Source organism: Clostridium minihomine, assembly GCF_900240385.1.
GTDB lineage: Bacteria > Bacillota > Clostridia > Oscillospirales > Acutalibacteraceae > Faecalispora > Faecalispora minihomine.
This window is the reverse complement of record NZ_OEQH01000002.1, coordinates 543521-556061: the sequence shown is the minus strand read 5'-3', so window position 1 is coordinate 556061 and position 12541 is coordinate 543521. Positions and strand designations below refer to the sequence as shown.

At 48.7% G+C, this 12541-nt stretch carries 12 protein-coding genes; all 12 read left to right on the top strand.

Annotated features, from left to right (window positions below):
* Positions 1–327: 327 nt before the first annotated feature.
* Positions 328–1080: an IclR family transcriptional regulator gene (locus tag C1A02_RS06565; protein WP_101697396.1), complete on the top strand. Its 753-nt coding sequence runs from the start codon at positions 328–330 to the stop codon at positions 1078–1080.
* Positions 1081–1232: 152 nt separating this feature from the next.
* Complete coding sequence (locus C1A02_RS06560; RefSeq protein WP_101697395.1) at positions 1233–1484, top strand: hypothetical protein; 252 nt, start codon at positions 1233–1235, stop codon at positions 1482–1484.
* 52 nt (positions 1485–1536) lie between these two features.
* On the top strand, positions 1537–1980 hold the full coding sequence (locus C1A02_RS06555; RefSeq protein WP_101697394.1) for a biotin/lipoyl-containing protein: 444 nt from the start codon (positions 1537–1539) through the stop codon (positions 1978–1980).
* Between the two features lie 381 nt (positions 1981–2361).
* The gene (locus C1A02_RS06550) at positions 2362–4131 is read left to right on the top strand and encodes an acyl-CoA carboxylase subunit beta (RefSeq protein ID WP_101697393.1); all 1770 of its coding nucleotides are present in this window, start codon (positions 2362–2364) and stop codon (positions 4129–4131) included.
* Positions 4132–4399: 268 nt separating this feature from the next.
* Positions 4400–5698: an acetyl-CoA hydrolase/transferase family protein gene (locus tag C1A02_RS06545; protein ID WP_101697392.1), complete on the top strand. Its 1299-nt coding sequence runs from the start codon at positions 4400–4402 to the stop codon at positions 5696–5698.
* 52 nt (positions 5699–5750) lie between these two features.
* Positions 5751–6533 carry an enoyl-CoA hydratase-related protein gene (locus tag C1A02_RS06540; RefSeq protein WP_101697391.1) on the top strand — a complete coding sequence of 261 codons (783 nt, stop codon included), beginning with the start codon at positions 5751–5753 and terminating at the stop codon, positions 6531–6533.
* Between the two features lie 39 nt (positions 6534–6572).
* Positions 6573–7712: an acyl-CoA dehydrogenase gene (locus C1A02_RS06535; RefSeq protein WP_101697390.1), complete on the top strand. Its 1140-nt coding sequence runs from the start codon at positions 6573–6575 to the stop codon at positions 7710–7712.
* A gap of 13 nt (positions 7713–7725) precedes the next feature.
* Positions 7726–8505 (top strand): electron transfer flavoprotein subunit beta/FixA family protein, encoded by a 780-nt coding sequence (locus C1A02_RS06530; protein WP_101697389.1) that lies wholly within the window; start codon positions 7726–7728, stop codon positions 8503–8505.
* Between the two features lie 20 nt (positions 8506–8525).
* Positions 8526–9545, top strand: coding sequence for an electron transfer flavoprotein subunit alpha/FixB family protein (locus tag C1A02_RS06525; RefSeq protein WP_101697388.1), 1020 nt, complete (start codon positions 8526–8528; stop codon positions 9543–9545).
* Positions 9546–9732: 187 nt separating this feature from the next.
* The gene (gene gctA, locus C1A02_RS06520; RefSeq protein WP_101697387.1) at positions 9733–10707 is read left to right on the top strand and encodes a glutaconate CoA-transferase subunit A; all 975 of its coding nucleotides are present in this window, start codon (positions 9733–9735) and stop codon (positions 10705–10707) included.
* Positions 10707–11501 carry a glutaconate CoA-transferase subunit B gene (gctB, locus tag C1A02_RS06515; protein ID WP_101697386.1) on the top strand — a complete coding sequence of 265 codons (795 nt, stop codon included), beginning with the start codon at positions 10707–10709 and terminating at the stop codon, positions 11499–11501. The genes gctA and gctB overlap by 1 nt, the downstream gene beginning before the upstream one ends.
* Positions 11502–11646: 145 nt before the next feature.
* Positions 11647–12450 carry a (R)-2-hydroxyglutaryl-CoA dehydratase activase HgdC gene (gene hgdC, locus C1A02_RS06510; protein WP_101697385.1) on the top strand — a complete coding sequence of 268 codons (804 nt, stop codon included), beginning with the start codon at positions 11647–11649 and terminating at the stop codon, positions 12448–12450.
* Positions 12451–12541: the final 91 nt, after the last annotated feature.

Sequence of the window (12541 nt, the reverse complement as noted above, 5' to 3'; positions counted from 1 at the left end):
ATACATGCAGAGGGTATTCTTGTCAAGAATCCAGATTCAGATTTCACCATAAGGAATTCGTTCTGAATCATGGAATAGATTCATACCTATTATCTCACTATAGCATTAAAAACACAAGGGCTGGAATCTTGATTTTTTGAACAAAATGGAAAATACTTTTTTAGTGTTTTTGTTGTTCTGCTGGTGCGAAGTGGGTATTTTGGAAAAGTTGAGGAAAGATCAATTGCATAATGTGAAATTATCTTGTATTATGGTAACCGTATTTTACTGCTAACCGGATTATGGAGAAACGGGAATCATTGGTTTTTAACAGAGGAGGTATCTTTTATGATACAAAGCTTGGTGCGTGCTATGGAGGTTCTGGAGCATTTAAGAAAGGCTGACAGATCCTGTTCACTGGCAGAGCTATCGCAAATGGCGCAGCTTCCTTCCAGTACGGTGCACCGGATTTTACAGACTTTTTGCAGTACTAATTATGTGGTACGAGATCCCAAAACACACCTTTATCGATTGGGAACAGCACTTATCCCCTTGGGAATGGCCGCTACAAGAAGGTTGCACCTGCGCGATTCGGCTGTACCGGTGCTAAAAGACCTGATGAAAATTACAAAAGAAGATGTGTTTTTAATTATTATTTCCGGATATCAGGGCATGGTGTTGGAAAAAGTAGAAGGGCCGAATCCGCTGAAGGTGATTGAACGGTTTGGCAATGAAGTGGATTTGCATTGCGGTGGAAGCCGGCGCTCTCTTTTAGCGTTTCAAAACGACAGCTTCATTCAGGCGTATATAGACAACCACTTGAGAAGAGAGCGGGAATTCAGCCACGAAGAAGAAGTGAAACTTTTGGAAAGTCTTGATGCAATCCGCCGGGAAGGCGTTGCGATTTCTAAGGGGGAGTACATCCCCGATGCAGTGGGAATCGGGGCCCCGGTGTTTGACATGAAAGGCAAGGCGATTGCTTCTATTGGGCTGATCGCCCCCCAGTCGCGCACCACTTTAGAGCAAGAGAACGAGTTCAAACAACTGGTGAAAGAACACGCTGCACAACTTTCGTCTTTGTTGGGCTTTGTCCAAAAATAACAATATTTTTATTTTATTTTTATGGAAAATAAAAAAGCGTTGTCCTTGTTTTTTTGTTGACACACAAATCAATTGATGCTATCATTTATTTGAAAATTCCAAAAAATGAAACGAATTTCATAATACGGGAAATCAAGAGGGGGGATTAAAGTATGCCAGTTGAGCAGTTATTGCCGCTGTTGTTCTCAGGACTTACCGTAATTCTGACAATTGCTATTCTTTCAACGCTGATGAAAATCAAAACGGCGATTGAAGAATTAGCAGCCAAGCCCGCTGCCGCACCGGTACCGCAGCCCATAGATGATGGAAATGACGAAGTCTATGCGGTTATTATGGCTGTTATCAGCGAGGATTTGCAGATTCCGCTGGAACAATTGCAGTTTAACAGCATTAGAGAATGTTAGAGAACAAGAGAAACCGGAAGAAAGATTATGTAATGATAGGAGATGGCCGATTATGAAATATTTGGCAAGAGTCAATGGTAAAGCTTATGAGGTGGAAGTAGAGCGCGCTCCTTCCGCATACAAACCGATTCCCAGAGGCGTTTATACTGGTGAAGTTCCCGCTCCCGCAGCAGCTCCGGCTCCTGTAGCAGCTCCCGCTCCCGTGGCAGCAGCTCCTGCTCCTGCAGCGGCTCCGGCTCCGGCCCCCGCACCTGCAAAGGCTCCCGCAGCAGCAGCGGCTGGTGATATGGTAGTTAGCAGCCCGATGCCCGGTTCCATTTTGCAGGTTAAAGTGTCTGAAGGCCAGGCTGTAAAAGCTGGCGACACCCTGTTCATTCTGGAAGCAATGAAGATGGAAAACGAGATTGTTGCTCCTGCTGATGGCGTTGTGAAGAGCATTTCCACCACCAAGGGCAGCGTGGTACAGTCCAACGAGCAGTTGGCTATCATCGGTTAATTTTTTAGATATCGTTAATAATTGCGCAGCCGGTTCTGCCGGCTTCGCTGAATAGCGGCTCGCCGGTTTTTTTAAACGCAGTTCTTGTGTTTCTCTGATTGTCGAATCACATCGAAATGTGTTTGGTAAAAAAACCAGTGCGGGCTTTTCAGCGGATTTTATGAGGTCACAAACAGAGGCGGATTTGTGAATTCCCGAAAAATGTACCTTGGCAAACTGGTGTTTATGTGATAAAATATACATAAGCATGGGCAAGCTGTCAAAAAATTAACAAATCAATTGGTTTACTGTATTTTAATGTTTCTTTTTGATTTTTTTAGTAATTACGAATAAATTTTGATATTTTATGATTTTTTACAAGAAAAAGGAGGCACCCGCAAAATGGCTGAGCATGGATTTTCAATGCCCTCATACTTTAAAAATATGCCGATCATCGGTTCGGCAAACCCCCAGGTAAATGCGGAAAACGAGGCGGAGTTCCGTAAGATTGAAAAAGAAATTAATGATAAGATTCAGGAAGTGCTGCAAACCGGCCGTTCCGACGAATCCATTCACCAGTCCGGTCAGATGACCGCACTGGATCGTGTTTACGCTTTGGTTGACGAAGGCAGATTTTTGCCGCTGAACAGCCTGTTTGATCCCGAGTCCAACTCTACTGGCGGCGCTGGTATTGTAAAAGGCCTTGGTAAAATTCACGGCAAGTGGGCTGTGATTATTGCTTCTGATAATAAGAAGCTGGCAGGTGCATGGGTTGCAGGCCAGGCAGATACTTTGCTGCGTGGTTCTGACACCGCTAAACTGCTGAACATTCCGCTGGTTTATCTGCTGAACTGCAGTGGTGTTAAGCTGGATGAGCAGGAGAAAGTATATCCCGATCGTCGCGGCGGCGGCACCCCCTTCTTCCGCAACGCAGATTTGCAGCAGAACGGTATGCCCGTTATTGTTGGCATTTACGGTACAAACCCGGCCGGCGGCGGATACCACGCTATCAGCCCCACCATTTTGCTTGCTCATGAAAAGGCTAACATGGCTGTTGGCGGCGCCGGCATCGTTGGCGGCATGAACCCCAAGGGCTATGTGGATGAAGAGGCTGCTCAGGATCTGATTAAGGCTACCGAAGGCTTTAAAGAGGATGTTCCCGGCACAGTGTCTATTCACTATGGCGAGACTGGCTTCTTCCGTGAGGCTTACACCGAGGAATTGGGTGTTATCGAGGCTATTAAGAAGTATATGGATGATATTCCTGCTTACAACTTGGACTTCTTCCGTGTGGATGAGCCCCAGGAGCCCAACTTTGAGCCCAGCGAGTTGTACAGCATTCTGTCTATGAACCACAAGCGTCCTTATAACGTGGAAAACGTGCTCAGCCGTATTTTTGACGGCAGCCAGTTCTCTGAGTTTAAGAAGGGCTATGGTCCGGAAATTATTGCTGGTATTGCGAAAATCAACGGTCTGCTGGTAGGCGTTATCGCTAACTATCAGGGCATTCTGATGAACTATCCGGAGTACAAAGAGAACAGCGTTGGCGTGGGCGGAAAGCTGTATCGCCAGGGTCTGATTAAGATGAGCGAGTTCGTTACCTTCTGCGCAAGAGACCGTCTGCCCATCGTTTGGTTCCAGGATACAACCGGTATCGATGTTGGCAACGATGCAGAAAAGGCTGAGCTGCTGGGTCTGGGCCAGTCCCTGATTTACTCCATTCAGTCCTCTAAGGTGCCTCAGATTGAAATCACTCTGAGAAAGAGCACCGCAGCTGCTCACTATGTTATGGGCGGACCTCAGGGCAACGACACCAACGCCTTTACTTTGGGCACCGCTGCTACCGAGGTTAACGTTATGCATGGCGAAACCGCTGCTGCTGCAATGTATTCCCGCCGCTTGGTGAAAGACAACAAGGCCGGCAAGGACTTGAAGCCCACCATCGACAAGATGAATGAGCTGATTGAGGAATACCGCGTGAAGTCTGCTCCTCTCTTCGTTACACAGCATGGCTTTATCGATGAGATTGTTGAGTTGACTAAGATCAGAGATTACGTGATTGCTTTCGCGGAGTCTGTTTACCAGAATCCCCGTTCCTTCTGCGCACATCATCAGATGATTCTGCCCAGAGTGATTCGCGATTTCAACAACGTGTTTTTGAAGTCTGAATAAATAATTTAACTTCCTGTATTTTGCAGGAGTTCGAGAATCCGGATTCCGGTGTAATGCCCGTTCAATCAAACCGTGTGGTATCTACCCTTACTGTTGATTAAGGGAATGCACCGGAATTCACTGATTCCGACCGCGAGGGAGAAAAATCCCACGCAGCCGGAGAATATTTCCGAGCAAAATGAGCGTACCGGGCTTGTCGATGAGAGAGACCGGCATCGGCAGGGGCTTGGGATGAAGCATTTATCATTTTAGAATGAGGAGCAAAAATATGGATTGGAAAGATCTGTACGCGAAGCGGAAGATGACCGCAGAAGAGGCGGTTGCCCGCATCCGTTCCGGCGACAGGGTCGTTACCCCAAACGCGGCGGGCGCATCGGTTCATCTGTTTAATGCGCTGGTAGCACGTAAGGATGAATTGGAAAATGTGGAAATTTCTCACATGGTTCCAATTGTAAAAGCACCCTACGCAGAGCCGGGAATGGAAAAACATTTTATCCATAACTCAATTTTTGTGGGAGGCTCCACCCGGGGCACCATAGAGGCCGGGGTTGGCGATTATACTCCCTGCTTTTTCCATAAGATACCGGAGCTGTTTGACACCACCATGCCGGTGGATGTTGCAATTATTCATGTATCTTCACCGGATGAGCACGGCTATTGCAGTTTGGGTGTGTCAGTGGATTATTCCAAGCATGCTGCAGAAACAGCAAAACTGGTGATTGCACAGGTGAACGAGAATATGCCCCGAACCTTGGGGGATTGCTTTGTACATGTCAGCGACATTGACTGCATTGTAGAATACAATGACGAGGTGCCTGTTTTGAATCCGCCTAAAATTTCCGATGTGGAAAAGAAAATTGGCGGATACTGCGCAGAACTGATTCACGATGGTGACACCTTGCAGTTGGGAATTGGTGCAATTCCCGATGCGGTTCTTTTGTTCCTGAAGGATAAAAAGGATTTGGGAATTCATACGGAAATGTTCTCGGACGGCGTGGTCGAGCTGGTAGAAGCCGGCGTGATCAATAACTCCAAAAAGACATTGCACAAAGGGAAAAGCATTGCCACGTTCCTTATGGGAACCAAAAGGCTGTACGATTATGTTCACAATAATCCGGCTGTGGAGATGTACCCGGTAAACTATGTCAACGACCCGGTGGTCATTGCGAAAAATGACAACTTGGTGTCCGTTAACTCCTGTGTCCAGATTGATTTATTGGGACAGGTTGTGTCTGAAAGTGTGGGCCCCACTCAAATCAGCGGCGTAGGCGGACAGATTGACTTTGTTCGCGGCGCTTCTATGAGCCGCGGCGGCCGTTCCATTATTGCGATGAACTCTACCGCTGCAGGCGGAAAAGTGTCTAAAATTGTGCCCTTTATTGATGAATGGGCAGCCGTGACTACGTCCCGCAATGATGTGCACTATGTTATTACAGAATACGGAATTGCAGAACTGCGCGGACACACGATGCGCGACAGAGCCCGCAGTTTGATTGAGATTGCACATCCTGATTTCCGTGATTCTTTAAAAGAAGAGTTTGAGAAGCGTTTTCACGCAAAATATTAATAGAATTAAGATACAGCAAGTTTTAAAAGTCAAAAGTCAGGAGGAAATAAAGATGAGTCTGGTCACGTTTGAAGCAAAGCATGACAATTTGATCGGAATTCTGACCATGAACCGGCCCCAAGCGCTGAACGCAGTAAATCTGGAGGTTATGAAGGATTTACAGAATGCGCTGGAGCAGGCCAAGGGAAGTGGAATTCGCTGCCTGATTATCACCGGTGCCGGAGAAAAAGCTTTTGTGGCAGGTGCGGATATCGGCGAAATGAAAGGCCTTTCGAAAAAGGAAGGGGAGGAATTTGGTCTGCTTGGCGATAAGATTTATCACTTGGTGGAACAGTTCCCGGCTCCTGTAATCGCTGCCATTAATGGCTTTGCCCTTGGCGGTGGCTGCGAATTGGCGTTGGCCTGTGATATTCGCTTGGCATCGGAAAAAGCTGTGTTTGCTTTGCCTGAAGTCGGACTTGGTATCACTCCGGGCTGGGGCGGAATGCAGAAGCTGGTTCGGGCTGTGGGTCCGGCCAAAGCAAAAGAAATGGTTTTTACCGCCGGGCGCGTGAAAGCGCCGGAGGCGCTGGCGATCGGACTGGTAAATGCAGTTTACACACCGGAAGAGCTGCTTGCCAAGAGCGAAGAAATGGCTCTGAAAATTGCCGCAAATGCGCCGGTTGCCGTTCAGGCAGCCAAGAGTGCAATGAATGAAGGAACGGGATTGGGCCTGTGGGAAGCCGCAGAGCTGGAAGCCAAATACTTCGGCAATTGCTTTGAAACTCAAGATCAGCGGGAAGCGATGGGAGCGTTTGTTGAAAAACGTAAGCCCGCGCCCTTCGTTGGCAAATAAATCCAAATCATTCAACAATTAAAAATCAGGGGGATGGATATGAATTTTGAGCTGAACAACGAGCAGTCAATGGCTCGGGAAATGTTCGCGGCCTTTGCAGAAAAGGAAGTTAAGCCTTTAGCTCATGATATTGATGAGGAAGAGCGCTTCCCGGCAGAGACTGTTGAAAAAATGCAAAAATATGGCTTTTTCGGAATTCCGTTTCCGAAGGAGTTCGGCGGCCAGGGCTGCGACGTTCTGACATACATCATGTGTGTAGAAGAGCTCTCTAAGGTTTGCGGAACAACAGGCGTTGTGGTAGCAGCTCACACTTCTTTGTGCTGCGATCCCATCATGAAGTATGGCACCAAAGCCCAGAAAGAAAAGTTTTTGGTTCCGTTGGCATCCGGCCAGAAAATCGGCGCATTCGGCCTCACTGAGCCCGGCGCAGGTACCGATGCTTCCGGTCAGCAGACAAAGGCTGTGCTGGATGGTGATAACTATATCATCAACGGCAGCAAGATCTTTATCACCAACGGCGGCGTAGCTGACATCTATATCGTTTTTGCTATGACAGACAAGTCTAAGGGCGTAAAAGGCATTTCTGCGTTCATCGTAGAAAAAGGCACACCTGGCTTCTCTATCGGCAAAAAAGAGAAGAAGATGGGTATTCGCGGTTCCGCTACCACTGAGTTGGTCTTTGAAAACTGCATCATTCCCAAAGAGAACCTGCTCGGCCAGGAAGGCAAGGGCTTTACCGTTGCCATGAACACTCTTGACGGCGGACGTATCAGCATTGCGGCTCAGGCTTTGGGTCTTGCTGAAGGCGCTTTGGAAGAAACCGTTAAGTATGTAAAAGAGAGAAAGCAGTTTGGACGTTCCATCGCAGCGTTCCAGAACACACAGTTCAAGCTGGCTGATATGAAAGTTAAGGTAGACGCAGCAAAGCTGTTGGTTTACCGTGCAGCTGTGAAAAAGCAGAACGGTGAGAAATTCTCTTCCGATGCTGCTATGGCCAAGCTGTTTGCAGCAGAAACCGCCATGGAAGTTACCACACAGTGCGTACAGCTGTATGGCGGCTATGGTTACACCAGAGAATATCCTGTTGAGCGCATGATGCGTGACGCAAAGATCACAGAAATCTATGAAGGCACCAGTGAAGTGCAGCGCATGGTTATTTCCAACGCGCTTTTGAAATAGGGGAGGGTACGCAGTGAAAATCATTGTAAGCATTAAGCAGGTTCCGGATACCAACGAGGTTAAGCTGGACCAGGCTACCGGAACCCTGATTCGTGAAGGGGTTCCCAGCATTATTAACCCGGATGACAAGGCTGGTCTGGAAGCAGCCCTCCGGCTGAAGGATCAAATCGGTGCTCATGTAACCGTTCTGACCATGGGACCGCCTCAGGCAGACATTGCTCTGCGTGAAGCTTTGGCTATGGGTGCAGACGAGGCAATTCTGGTAACCGACCGTGCATTCGGCGGCGCAGATACTTGGGCAACTTCTTCCACTTTGGCTTCTGCTATTTCCAAATTGGATTATGATCTGATTATCACAGGCCGTCAGGCAATTGACGGTGACACCGCTCAGGTTGGCCCGCAGATTGCTGAGCACCTGGGACTGCCCAACGTCAGCTATGCAGAAGAGCTGTGGGTAGATGGCGATGCGCTGAAGATTAAGCGCCAGTATGAAGATCGTTATCATATCATTCGCGTCAAAACTCCTTGCCTCATTACTGCTTTGACCGAACTGAATGAACCCCGCTATATGACCCCCGGCGGCATTTTTGATGCCTTCCAGAAAGAAGTCACCGTGTGGAACCGTGCAGACCTGGATGTTGACGACAGCAACATCGGCCTGAAAGGATCCCCCACTCGCGTGAAGAAGTCCTTTACCAAAGCGGTTAAGGGACAGGGCACAGTTGTGGAACTGGAGTCCGAAGAGGCTGCAAACTGGCTGACTGACCGTTTGCGTGAAAAATTCATTCTGTAGTAGGAAAGTGGTGAGGAATTATGAGTAACGAAGCTTACAAGGGAATATTTGTATTTGCCCAGCAAGAAGATGGCAAGTTGGCAAACGTTGCGCTGGAGCTGATCGGCAAAAGTAAAGCTTTGGCTAAAGATCTGGGCGTTGACGTAACCGCTGTAGTTCTGGGTAATAATATCGGTCATCTGCCTCAGCAGTTGGGCCGTTATGGAGCAGACCGTGTGATCGTGGCAGAGGATCCGATTTTGGAAACCTACACCACCGAGCCGTATGCCCATGTCATTACTGAAATTGTGAAAAAATATAAGCCTGAAATCGTTCTGTACGGCGCTACCGCTGTGGGACGTGACTTGGCTCCCCGTATTTCCGCCAGAGTACACACCGGCCTGACCGCCGACTGCACCTCTTTGGAAATTGAGGAAGGCACCGGCAACCTGTTGATGACTCGTCCTGCTTTCGGCGGCAACATCATGGCTACCATCGCTTGCGTGGACTTCCGTCCCCAGATGGCTACCGTGCGCCCCGGCGTTATGCAGCGCCTGACTCCCGATGATTCCGCCAAAGCGGTTATAGAGGCTTTCTCTGTTCCGGATTTGGCTGAGCATGTCAACGTGGAAGTTTTGGAAGTTATCAAAAAGGTTAGCGAAAAAATGGACATTCTGGATGCCCATGTTCTGGTTTCTGGTGGACGTGGAATGGGAAGCCCTGAGAACTTTAAGCTGTTGGAAGAACTGGCTGAAGTTTTGGGCGGAACCGTTTCTTCTTCCCGTACTGCGGTTGACGCAGGCTGGGTTGAGAAAGATCGCCAGGTTGGCCAGACCGGTAAAACAGTTCGCCCGAACCTGTATATTGCTTGCGGTATTTCCGGCGCCATTCAGCACTTGGCTGGTATGGAAGAGTCCGATGTAATTATCGCTATCAATAAAGACCCCAGCGCTCCCATCTTTGAGGTGGCAGACTATGGCGTTGTGGGTGATGTTATGAAGGTCCTGCCCTTATTTACAGAGCAGGTCAGAAAAACCAAGGCAGAAAAAAGCAACGCCTAATTTTTAGGCTTTCGGCACGGCGGAGCGTAAAAACTTACACTGGAGGTTTTCGCGCCGCCGCGCGAGCTTTCCCCGGCCCAGTGCAAAATTGCGCGCACTGCCGCGCCGAAACACATGCTTTTTTTAGATGGAATTGTCCGTTCTGTCCGGGCAGTTCCATCCATCATATTATATTGGAGGTTTCACCATGGGAAAAGTGTATACGCTATCCGAAGCGGTATCCAAATTCGTAAGTGACGGCGACAGTATCGCAATCGGTGGCTTCACCACCAACAGAAAGCCTTTCGCTACTCTGCATGAGATTCTCAGACAGGGCAAGAAAGACTTTATTTTGCAGGGAAGTGCACACGGCGGTGACGCCGATTTGCTCATCGGCTGCGGTCGCGTTAAGGCTTACATCAACTGCTACACCGCAAACTCTGGCTACACCAATGTGTCCAGACGTTTCCGTGCGGCAATTGAAAGCGGTGAGCTGATGTTTGAGGACTACTCTCAGGATGCTATCATGCAGATGCTGCATGGTGCGGCTCTCGGCCTGCCCTATATCCCCAGCCGTTTGCTGATGGGTACTGACCTTGCAAACAAGTGGGGTATTTCCAAAGAAGTTAGAAAGACCATTGACAAGCTGCCTGATGATAAGTTCGTCATTGAGCAGAACCCCTTAAAGCCCGACGAAAGACTTCTGCTTTTGCCCGTTCCTGAGATTGATATCGCAATCATTCACGTGCAGATGGCTTCCGTTGACGGCACCTGCCGTATCCTTGGCGATGAGCTGCAGGATATCGATATTGCTTCCGCAGCGAAGAAAGTTATCGTTACCTGTGAAGAGCTGGTTTCTAATGAGTACATTCGCCGCGACCCGAACCTGAACAGCATTCCTGGATTTGTTGTGGACGCGGTTGTTCACGCACCGATGGGCGCACATCCGTCCCAGTGCTATGACTATTACGACTATGACTCCAAGTACTACAGAGCGTATGACGTTGCTTCTAAAACACAGGAAGCATTTGACGCATTCTGCGAAGAGTGGGTATTCTCTACCCCCACACACGAAGCTTACCTGGATAAGGTTGGCGGTTCCAGACTGGCAAACCTGAAGGTTGTTCCTGGTCTCGGCTACCATGTTGATATGACTGCACAGGCAAAGGAGGCGCAGAAGTAATGGCTAACTATACCAATTACACTAACAAAGAAATGCAGGCAATTACCATTGCCCGCGCAATCTCGAACGACCAAATCGCTATTGTTGGCACCGGTCTTCCCCTCATCGGCGCAACCGTTGCAAAGAAGATTTTTGCCCCCGACTGCACCCTGATCGTTGAGAGCGGACTTCTCGATTGCGATCCTGTACAGGTTCCCACCTCTGTCGGTGACTGCCGCTTCATGGCACACTGCGCAGTGCAGTGGCCCCCCGTACGTTACATCGGTTTCCAGGCCAATGAGTGGCTGAAAAACCGCGACAGAATGGTCGCATTTATTGGCGGTGCTGAAATCGATCCTTACGGCAACGTAAACTCCACCTCTATGGGTGATTACAATAAACCCACCACCCGTTTCTCCGGCTCCGGCGGTGCAAACGGCATTGCTACTTTTGTAAATACCGTCCTCATGATGCAGCACGAGAAGCGCCGCTTCACTGAGAAGATTGACTATATTACCAGCCCCGGCTGGCTGACCGGCCCCGATGGCCGTAAAAATGAGGGTCTGCCGACTAACAGAGGCCCCATCATGGTTGTTACCGATAAGGGCGTTATGAAGTTCGACGAGAAAACCAAGAGAATGTATCTGGCTGGCTATTACGAGACCTCTTCCATCGAAGAGATCGTCGAAAACACCGGATTTGAGATCGATACCTCCAGAGCAGAGCTGCTTCCGCCGCCCTCTCCGGAAGTTATTAAGGCAATTCGTGAAGAAATTGATCCCGGACAGGTGTTTATTAAGGTTCCGAAGGAATAATAAAGACATCAATTATATGTTTTGTACCGAGGCGGAGTTTTAACAGGCTCCGCCCGCGGTGCGAAAAAATTCGGTTGACTGGCTTTTCTGGCTTTATGCGGAAAAGCAGCCCCCAATCACAATGTCACTTTTAGGAAGGTAACTTATGGGAACAAAGTATACGTTGGGTATTGACGTTGGTTCCACCACGTCCAAGTGTATTATTTTAAAAGACGGGCAGGAAATCATCAGCAAGTCTCTGGTTTTTGTAGGTGCCGGAACCAGCGGCCCTGAGCGCGCAATCAAAGAGGTGCTGGATAACTGTGGAATGAAGAAAGAAGACATGAGCTTTATTCTGGCTACCGGTTACGGCCGCAATTCTTTGGACATCGCGGATGACCAGATGAGTGAGCTAAGCTGTCATGCAAAGGGCGCGTACTACCTGTTTCCGGAAGTCCACACCGTCATTGATATTGGCGGTCAGGACATGAAGGTTCTTCAGATCGATAACGGCATCATGGTCAACTTTCAGATGAACGATAAGTGTGCTGCCGGTACCGGGCGCTTTCTGGATGTAATGTCTCGTGTTCTGGAAGTGGATGTCAGCCAACTGGGAACAGTGGGCGCAACATCTACCAAGCGGGTAGCGATTAGCTCCACTTGCACCGTTTTTGCGGAAAGCGAAGTGATTAGCCAGCTGGCGCAGGGCAGTGAAGTGTGCGACATTATCAATGGTGTACATCATTCTATAGCAGCCCGCATGAGTGGTCTGGCACGCCGTGTAGGAATACGCGATCAAGTGGTTATGACTGGTGGGGTTGCGCAAAATATCGGTGTCATTGCTGCTCTTGAGGAAGAATTGGGACACAAAGTCTACACTTCCCCTCTGGCTCAGTATGCCGGTGCGCTTGGCGCCGCACTGTTTGCGTGGCAAAAGGCAAACCGCAAGAGTGAAGCGCAGAAAAGTTAAAGTTCAATTTTAGAATTAGCCGGTGTGGGAAGCTCCCCACACGTTTGAAATTTGTTTATATATATTATTTTTGAAAAAGGAGCGTGTGAAC

Bases quoted from the DNA above. Each gene is read 5' to 3' on its own strand.
- C1A02_RS06535 (WP_101697390.1), top strand. From the start codon at position 6,573: ATGAATTTTGAGCTGAACAACGAGCAGTCAATGGCTCGGGAAATGTTC.
- C1A02_RS06525 (WP_101697388.1), top strand. From the start codon at position 8,526: ATGAGTAACGAAGCTTACAAGGGAATATTTGTATTTGCCCAGCAAGAA.
- C1A02_RS06545 (WP_101697392.1), top strand. From the start codon at position 4,400: ATGGATTGGAAAGATCTGTACGCGAAGCGGAAGATGACCGCAGAAGAG.
- gctB (WP_101697386.1), top strand. From the start codon at position 10,707: ATGGCTAACTATACCAATTACACTAACAAAGAAATGCAGGCAATTACC.
- C1A02_RS06560 (WP_101697395.1), top strand. From the start codon at position 1,233: ATGCCAGTTGAGCAGTTATTGCCGCTGTTGTTCTCAGGACTTACCGTA.
- C1A02_RS06555 (WP_101697394.1), top strand. From the start codon at position 1,537: ATGAAATATTTGGCAAGAGTCAATGGTAAAGCTTATGAGGTGGAAGTA.
- C1A02_RS06550 (WP_101697393.1), top strand. From the start codon at position 2,362: ATGGCTGAGCATGGATTTTCAATGCCCTCATACTTTAAAAATATGCCG.
- gctA (WP_101697387.1), top strand. From the start codon at position 9,733: ATGGGAAAAGTGTATACGCTATCCGAAGCGGTATCCAAATTCGTAAGT.
- C1A02_RS06540 (WP_101697391.1), top strand. From the start codon at position 5,751: ATGAGTCTGGTCACGTTTGAAGCAAAGCATGACAATTTGATCGGAATT.
- hgdC (WP_101697385.1), top strand. From the start codon at position 11,647: ATGGGAACAAAGTATACGTTGGGTATTGACGTTGGTTCCACCACGTCC.
- C1A02_RS06565 (WP_101697396.1), top strand. From the start codon at position 328: ATGATACAAAGCTTGGTGCGTGCTATGGAGGTTCTGGAGCATTTAAGA.